This window comes from Alkalibacterium sp. s-m-28 (genome assembly GCF_054658175.1).
The window spans coordinates 1-7,708 of record NZ_BAAGIQ010000086.1 but is presented as its reverse complement, the minus strand read 5'-3'; the positions used below and the strand labels follow the sequence as shown (position 1 = coordinate 7,708).

The window sequence follows — 7,708 nt, the reverse complement described above, 5'->3', positions numbered from 1 at the left end:
GAACTCCGAAGAAAAGGAGGATGTACTTCTACATCTTCAGAAAAAATACAAAAGAACAATGAAGACCATCTAAAACCGACGGTTTTCATTGTTCTTTTTGTTTGTTAAGAGCTGGTTTTTTCCCAGCCCCTTTTATTTTGCCTGACAAAAATCCACTCCTGACCATTATTCTCCCGTGATTCTTAGTAGTCTGGCTGCTCATTACGAGGTGTAACGAAAGTTTTTACAAAAAAGGTGGTTGACATCATCTGCGGAACATGGTTAAATGTAAAACGTAACGGTTACGATTTACTTATATAGGAGGAATAATTGTGTTGAATAAATGGATCAAACTTTCTGGAGTTGCTTTAATGAGTTTATACTTAGCTGCCTGTGATACAGCAGAAGATGAAGGTGTAGAAGATAACACGACAGATATGGCTGAAGAAGAAGGAACTGAAGAAGAAACAGGTGACGAAGCTGCACTAGAAGAAGACAGCGATAAAGATACAGAAGCGGACGACACTGCTGTTCTTGATGAAGAGGCCGAAGAAGAACATGATGAAGCTGATGCAGATGTCGCAGAGCTGATCACGATCGAAGGAGTGGCGGAACATTACCACACTGGAGAACTAGTTGAACTGACGGCTGTCATGTCAGAAGAGACAGATTACGATGACTGGCACTGGTACAGCCGGGAAGATGATGCTGATGAATGGGAAATCATTTCCGGCCAGCATACTCAAGACCTGTTTATGGAAGCACCTGAAGCAACAGTAAACGTTAGGGCTGTTCTTTACGATGATGCACACGCACCATATGCACAATCTGAAGCTGTTGAGATTGAAGTGGACAATCATTAAAAAGAAAATGTGGGCAGCTGATATAGTTGGCTGCCTTCTCTTATGAAATTATAATTTGACAGAGTATCTATTCTCATGATACTTTATTTACCGTAATGATTACGATTTACAACCATAAGGAGTTAACGATGATTAATAAAAAAATGTATGGGCTGCTGCCTCTTATTCTCGCAATTCTTGGTTTAAGTGCATGTACGCCAGAAAATTCTGAACAAACATCAGATGATAACTTATCAATTGTCACTTCTTTTTATCCTGTGTATGAATTTACTCAGCAGGTGGCTGGTGAGCATGCAGATATTTCTCTCATGGTAGGTGGAGGAGCAGATCCACACAGTTATGAACCAAGTGCTCGGGATATTGCAGGAATCAATAATGCAGATCTGTTCATCTATACAAGTGAGGAAATGGAGTTCTGGGTACCCAGCCTGCTGAATTCAATTGAGAATGAAGAACTGAAAGTTGTCCGAACAGCTGACGGTCTGGGAACGGAAAGGCATTATGACTCACCGGCGTCAAGTGGAAATGAAACAGACTTTTCAGCTGAACCAGTGGCAAATCTTCCTGAGGATGTTCAGATCATTGGTCTGGCAGGCCACTATCATAGTGGTGATACCGTCACTTTAATGGCTCAATATGAACAGGCAGAAGACTGGCAATGGTATGTCATGGAAAAAGAAGGCCAATGGGAACAGGTCGATAACCTGACATCTGACCGGTTCGAATACCAGATTGAAAGAGAAGATATTCTGGTACAGGCTGTAGCAACTGATGGTGATGGAAATGAACTCGCACAATCAGAAGTGGCTCATGTACACATTGATGATCATGAAGAAGAAGATCCTCATATCTGGCTTGATCCTGTCCTTGCACAAGATCAGGTCCTGCTTATCATGGAAGCACTGATTGAAGCAGATCCGGTGAATGCAGAGAGCTATCAGGAAAACGCAGGCCAGTTCATAAATGAATTGTCTGCACTTCATGAAGATTATCTGGAAGCTTTCGAGGGTGCGGAAAATAGAACCTTTATTGTTCAGCATCAGGCTTTCGGCTATATTGCAGCCAGGTATGATCTGGATCAGATAGCAATCGGCGGGCTTTCTACAGAAGTGGAGCCAAGTCCTTCAAGAATAGCTGAAATCAACCAGCTGGTGAATGAATACGACGTGCCGGTCATTTACTATCAGCAGGGTGCCAATTCGGCGATTGCCCAGACAGTAGCCAATGAGACTGGAACAGAAACAGCCGTTCTGCATGATCTGGAAACTTTGTCAGAAGAACTGCAAGCTGAAGGTCTTGGATATATAGAAGCAATGAGAGAAAATCTCGAAGCACTGAAACAGTCCATCAACTAAATCAATTAACGAGGTGTGCGCAGTTTAAAACGGCACACCTCGTCTTCTGTTTAACAGATTCAGCTGAAAAATGCTGGATAAAATGCTATACTTAAGAGCGAATCTATCTAAGAAAGGTCGATAATTTATGCAATATATTACAGTCGATGACCTTGCTTTCCATTATGAAGATGAACCCGTCCTGGAAAATATCTCTTTTGAGGTGAACTCCGGTGATTTTGTCATGCTGACTGGTGAAAACGGGGCAGCAAAAACAACTTTATTACGGAATATCCTGGGACTTCTTAAACCGTCGAAAGGAAACGTCACTCTGTCCAGAACAAATAGATGGAATGAAAAACTCGTTGTAGGCTATGTTCCTCAGCAGGTTTCTTCATTTAACGCAGGCTTTCCAAGTACTGTTCTGGAACTCGTTCAGTCAGGGAGATACCCTAGAGGACGCTGGTTCAAAAAACTGGATAAAGAAGATAAGGAACATGTCAGACGATCTCTTGAATCCGTTGGTATGTGGGATATGCGTCACAAGAAAATAGGTGAACTGTCCGGGGGTCAGAAGCAGCGTATTTCGATTGCCCGAGTATTTGCAACGGACCCTGATCTCTTTGTCCTGGATGAACCGACCACAGGTATGGACAGCCATTCCCGTGAAGAATTTTATCGCTTACTTAAGCATAACAGTCAGGATCATGGAAAAGGCATACTGATGGTGACGCATGATCATGAAGAGCTGCGTCAATATGCGAATAAACATATCGAACTGATACGGAAGGAGGATTCTCCTTGGAGATGTTTTTCTATGGATTCATGCAAAGAGCCTTCCAGGCATCATTCCTCATCTCACTGATTGCACCAGTTTTGGGGCTTTTTCTGATTTTGAGAAGACAGTCTCTGATGGCGGATACCCTCTCGCATGTATCGCTTGCCGGGGTGGCACTTGGGATGCTGTTAGGTACTGACCCGACCTGGACAAATATTATAGTCGTGATAGGCGTAGCCATCTTACTGGAGTATCTTCGAATGATATACCGGACATATTCTGAAATATCAGTAGCAATGCTGATGTCCGGAGGGATGGCAGTCGCTCTGGTTCTTCTAGGTCTGAACGAAGGCGGTGCATCACTGAATATCAACCAGTTTCTGTTCGGATCCATCGTTACGATAAGCCAGCAGCAGATCTGGCTTCTGCTTGGCTTGACCCTGTCGATCGGGAGCTTATACATTATTTTCAGAAAACCGATGTATATTCTGACGTTCGATGAAGATACGGCATTTACAGCTGGCCTTCCGATTAAGCGTATGTCGATTCTGTTCAACGTACTGACTGGTGTGACGATAGCAGTCATCATGCCAATTGTAGGCGCCTTACTAGTGACGGCGATTATTATTCTCCCAGCTGCAATTTCCATGCGGTTAAGCAAGAGTTTTAATGGCGTTATCCTTATCGGCATAGTCATTGCAGTTATCGGAATGCTGAGCGGTCTCACTGCTTCGTATCAATACGGCACACCGCCAGGAGCATCGATCACCCTGATATTTATTTTCATTTTTGGGTTGACCACTGCTATAAAGAAACTATTCTCGGCCTCCCAGTATGAACGACTGACCCGTCGCAGAAATATAACTGGCGATACAGATTAATTTGCAAGATAAAAAAGGGACCCTCAACCAAGGACAGGTGATTTTTCCTTGATTGAGGGTCTTTGTGAGAAGGAATAAATGTGGTAAGTTACTGAACAAGCTTTTTATAGATGTCAGCATAGAGGGATGCCTATCGATGGCATCCCTTTTTGATTTCTGAGACAATGAAAAATATTCTTTTCTTATGGAGCCAATCTCTGGTAAAATAGAGAGTAAGGTTAAAATAGAATGATAAATAGTCAAATCAAATAAGGTTGAGGTGAAGGCTAAATGAAGAAAGTATTGGTTGCCAACAGGGGCGAGATTGCTATCCGAATATTTAGAGCCCTGCATGAATTAAGGATTTCAACGGTTGCTATATACGCTCAGGAGGACGAAGCGAGCGTTCACCGGTTTAAAGCAGATGAAGCTTATCTGGTGGGAGAAGGAAAGAAGCCCATCGATGCATACTTAGACATTGAAAGCATTATTGCTATTGCTAAAGATTCGGGTGCTGAAGCGATCCATCCTGGATACGGGTTCTTATCTGAAAATCTGGGCTTTGCAGAACGCTGTGAAGAGGAAGGGATCATTTTCATCGGACCGGAAACGCGTCATCTGGATGTGTTTGGAGATAAACTGAAAGCTAAGGAAGTAGCCAAAGAAGCAGGTATTCCTACTATTCCAGGAACAGACGGGCCGGTCGACAGTGTTGAAGAGGTCAAGGCATTCGGACGCACATTCGGATATCCGATCATGATGAAAGCCGCTTTAGGTGGCGGTGGACGCGGTATGCGTGTAGCTCATAACGAAGCCGAAGCTGAAGAAGGATTCGAGCGGGCAAGGAGTGAAGCGAAAGCGGCGTTTGGCCGTGACGATATTTACGTCGAACGCTATATTTCCAACCCCAAGCATATCGAAGTTCAAATCCTTGGGGACAGTCATGGGAATATCGTCCACCTGTATGAACGAGACTGTTCTGTTCAAAGACGTCACCAGAAAGTAGTCGAAGTAGCTCCATGTGTAGACCTGTCTCCTTCAGTGAGAGAAGAACTGTGCCAAACAGCGGTCAAACTCATGAAGCATGTCGACTATGTCAACGCAGGGACAGTAGAGTTTCTGCTTGAAAACGACGAATTTTTCTTTATTGAAGTAAACCCCCGTGTACAAGTTGAGCATACGATCACTGAAATGGTGACCGGAATCGATATCGTTCAGAGCCAGATTCTGATCGCTCAAGGAAAAAATCTGTTTGAAGAAGTCGGACTGCCTCATCAGGAAGATATCCGACTGAACGGTGCAGCTATTCAGTGCCGGATCACAACTGAAGATCCAGTAAATAATTTCCTTCCTGATACTGGAAAAATCAATACGTACCGCTCACCGGGTGGGTTTGGTATCCGACTGGATGCAGGGAATGGCTTCCAGGGGTCAGTCGTTACTCCATTTTTCGATTCACTTTTAGTTAAACTGTCTGCTCAGGCGATGGACTATGAAAAAACTGTTCAGAAAATGACACGGTCTCTGATCGAATTCAGAATTCGAGGCGTAAAAACTAATATTCCCTTCCTGATCAACGTACTCAAGCACCCTGAGTTTTCTTCAGGGAAAGCGACGACACGATTTATTGATGAAACACCGGAACTTTTCGAGTATTCAAAGCTGAGAGACAGAGGGAATAAATCTCTACAGTATATCGGAAATGTAACGGTCAATGGGTTCCCGGGAATCGGAAAAGTAGAGAAAAAAGCGAACAAGAAACCAAGAATGCCGGAGAAACTTATCCTTCCTTCTAAAGATATCGTCTATCCTAAACATATTCTGGATTCAGATGGTCCCGAAGCAGTAGCCCAGTGGCTTAAAGAACAGAACTCAGTCCTGATGACTGATACGACGTTCAGAGATGCCCACCAGAGTCTGCTGGCAACACGTATGCGTTCGAAAGATATGCTGGCAATTGCTGAACAGACGGAGCAGGCGATACCTGAACTCTTCTCTCTGGAAATGTGGGGAGGCGCCACATTTGATGTGTCTTACCGCTTCCTGACCGAAGACCCATGGGAGCGTCTAAGAAAACTCCGTCAGAAAATGCCGAATACTTTACTCCAGATGCTCTTCAGAGGATCGAACGGTGTTGGGTATGAAAATCTGCCGGATAATGTCCTTCAGGAATTCATCCGTCTGGCAGCAGCTAACGGAATCGATGTCTTTAGAATATTTGACAGCCTGAACTGGCTTCCTCAGATGGAGAAAAGTATTCAGTTTGTTAGGGATGAGAACAAGATAGCAGAAACGGCCATCTGCTACACGGGTGACTTGAACGATCCGTCTCAGACTAAGTATACGATGGATTACTATAAGCGGATGGCAAGAGAGCTGGAAGCAATGGGCGCCCATATTCTTGCAATCAAAGATATGGCAGGACTGCTTAAACCGCATGCTGCCTATCGTCTGATCCGCGAACTGAAAAACACTGTGAAGATACCGATTCATCTGCATACGCATGACACGAGCGGAAATGGCGTCTATACCTATGGTGCGGCGATTCGTGCCGGTGTTGACATTGTCGATGTCGCTCAGAGTGCATTAAGTGGAAAAACAAGTCAGCCGAGCATGAGCAGTCTGTATTATGCACTGGAAGGAACATCCCATGCGCCTAATTTCAATATACAGAATGTAGAGCAGCTGAACCGATACTGGGAAGATACACGTAAATACTATGCTGATTTTGAAGAAGGCATGCCTGCTGCGTCTACTGAAGTCTATACGCACCAGATGCCTGGTGGACAGTACACGAACCTCAAACAGCAGGCCAAAGGGGTCGGCCTTGAGGATCGCTGGGACGATATCAAAGCGGCTTATGCTGTCGTGAACCATATGTTCGGGGATATTGTCAAAGTAACGCCGTCTTCCAAAGTAGTAGGAGACATGGCTCTGTTCATGATTCAAAATGACCTGACCGAACAGGACATTTACGATAAAGGAGAGGACATCGATTTTCCTAAATCAGTTGTCAGCTTCTTTAAAGGTGAGCTCGGCAGACCCGAAGGCGGATTCCCGAAACGTCTGCAGGAGATCGTTCTCAAAGGAGATAAACCGCTTGAGAAAAGACCAGGGGAATACAAGGAGCCGATGGATTTTGAGAAGGTCAAGGCTGAGCTCGGCGAACACCTGGACAGAGAACCGAGTATGGAAGAGGTCATCAGTTACATCATGTATCCACAGGTCTTCCTGGATTACACCTTCTTCTATAATATGTATGGAGAAGTGAACAAGTTTGATACACCGACCTTCTTCTACGGCATGCGTATGGGTGAGCAGATCGAAGTGACTCTTGAAAAAGGGAAAACGTTGATCATCAAGCTGAATCAGATTGGTGACCCTGATCTGGAAGGTAACCGTACCCTTTACTTTGAACTGAACGGCCAGGCCCGTCAGATTGAAATTCAGGACAAGAGTGTAACGACGACCAAAGCGGTCCGCAAGAAAGCTGAACCGTCCAATAAAGGACATATTGGTGCAACGATGCCCGGTTCTGTTCTTCAGGTTCTGGTCAAGCGTGGTGACAAAGTCGAAAAAGGTGCACCGATTGTTATAACTGAGGCAATGAAGATGGAAACGACGATCCGTTCGTCAATTGCCGGACGAGTTGAACGCTTATTTGTCAAAGAAGGCGATCAGATTCAGTCTAATGATTTGCTTGTTGAAATTGAAACTAAATAAAATTTTTGGTGAAGAGACCCTTGGCAGACGGGTCTCTTTTCTTTTTCTGTACTTTGAAAACCCCCGGCTATGCCGGGGGTTAAGGATAGCTTTCAGCGTGGGGTCAAAAAAAGCCTCACTTCATGATAAGATAAAGTTGGTTTCCCGACCACTTACTCAAATCATTGAAGG

General features: G+C 44.4%; 5 protein-coding genes. All 5 read left to right on the top strand.

Annotated elements, in window-relative coordinates:
* Window positions 1-311: 311 nt before the first annotated feature.
* The 5 genes from ACYQ4S_RS09755 to ACYQ4S_RS09735 all read left to right on the top strand — a co-directional run bounded on the left by ACYQ4S_RS09755 (window position 312) and on the right by ACYQ4S_RS09735 (window position 7,537).
* Window positions 312-842: a hypothetical protein gene (locus ACYQ4S_RS09755; protein ID WP_346024419.1), complete on the top strand. Its 531-nt coding sequence runs from the start codon at window positions 312-314 to the stop codon at window positions 840-842.
* Window positions 843-970: 128 nt separating this feature from the next.
* Window positions 971-2,197: a metal ABC transporter solute-binding protein, Zn/Mn family gene (locus ACYQ4S_RS09750; RefSeq protein ID WP_459770868.1), complete on the top strand. Its 1,227-nt coding sequence runs from the start codon at window positions 971-973 to the stop codon at window positions 2,195-2,197.
* A 127-nt stretch (window positions 2,198-2,324) separates the two neighbouring features.
* The gene (locus tag ACYQ4S_RS09745; protein WP_346024048.1) at window positions 2,325-3,041 is read left to right on the top strand and encodes a metal ABC transporter ATP-binding protein; all 717 of its coding nucleotides are present in this window, start codon (window positions 2,325-2,327) and stop codon (window positions 3,039-3,041) included.
* Complete coding sequence (locus ACYQ4S_RS09740; RefSeq protein WP_459770865.1) at window positions 2,978-3,835, top strand: metal ABC transporter permease; 858 nt, start codon at window positions 2,978-2,980, stop codon at window positions 3,833-3,835. Before ACYQ4S_RS09745 ends, ACYQ4S_RS09740 begins: the two co-directional genes overlap by 64 nt.
* A gap of 270 nt (window positions 3,836-4,105) precedes the next feature.
* Window positions 4,106-7,537, top strand: coding sequence for a pyruvate carboxylase (locus ACYQ4S_RS09735; RefSeq protein WP_459770863.1), 3,432 nt, complete (start codon window positions 4,106-4,108; stop codon window positions 7,535-7,537).
* The last annotated feature ends 171 nt before the right edge of the window (window positions 7,538-7,708 follow it).

Excerpts from the sequence above, each read along its gene's own strand:
- ACYQ4S_RS09750 (WP_459770868.1), top strand. The coding sequence starts at position 971 with ATGATTAATAAAAAAATGTATGGGCTGCTGCCTCTTATTCTCGCAATT.
- ACYQ4S_RS09735 (WP_459770863.1), top strand. The coding sequence starts at position 4,106 with ATGAAGAAAGTATTGGTTGCCAACAGGGGCGAGATTGCTATCCGAATA.
- ACYQ4S_RS09745 (WP_346024048.1), top strand. The coding sequence starts at position 2,325 with ATGCAATATATTACAGTCGATGACCTTGCTTTCCATTATGAAGATGAA.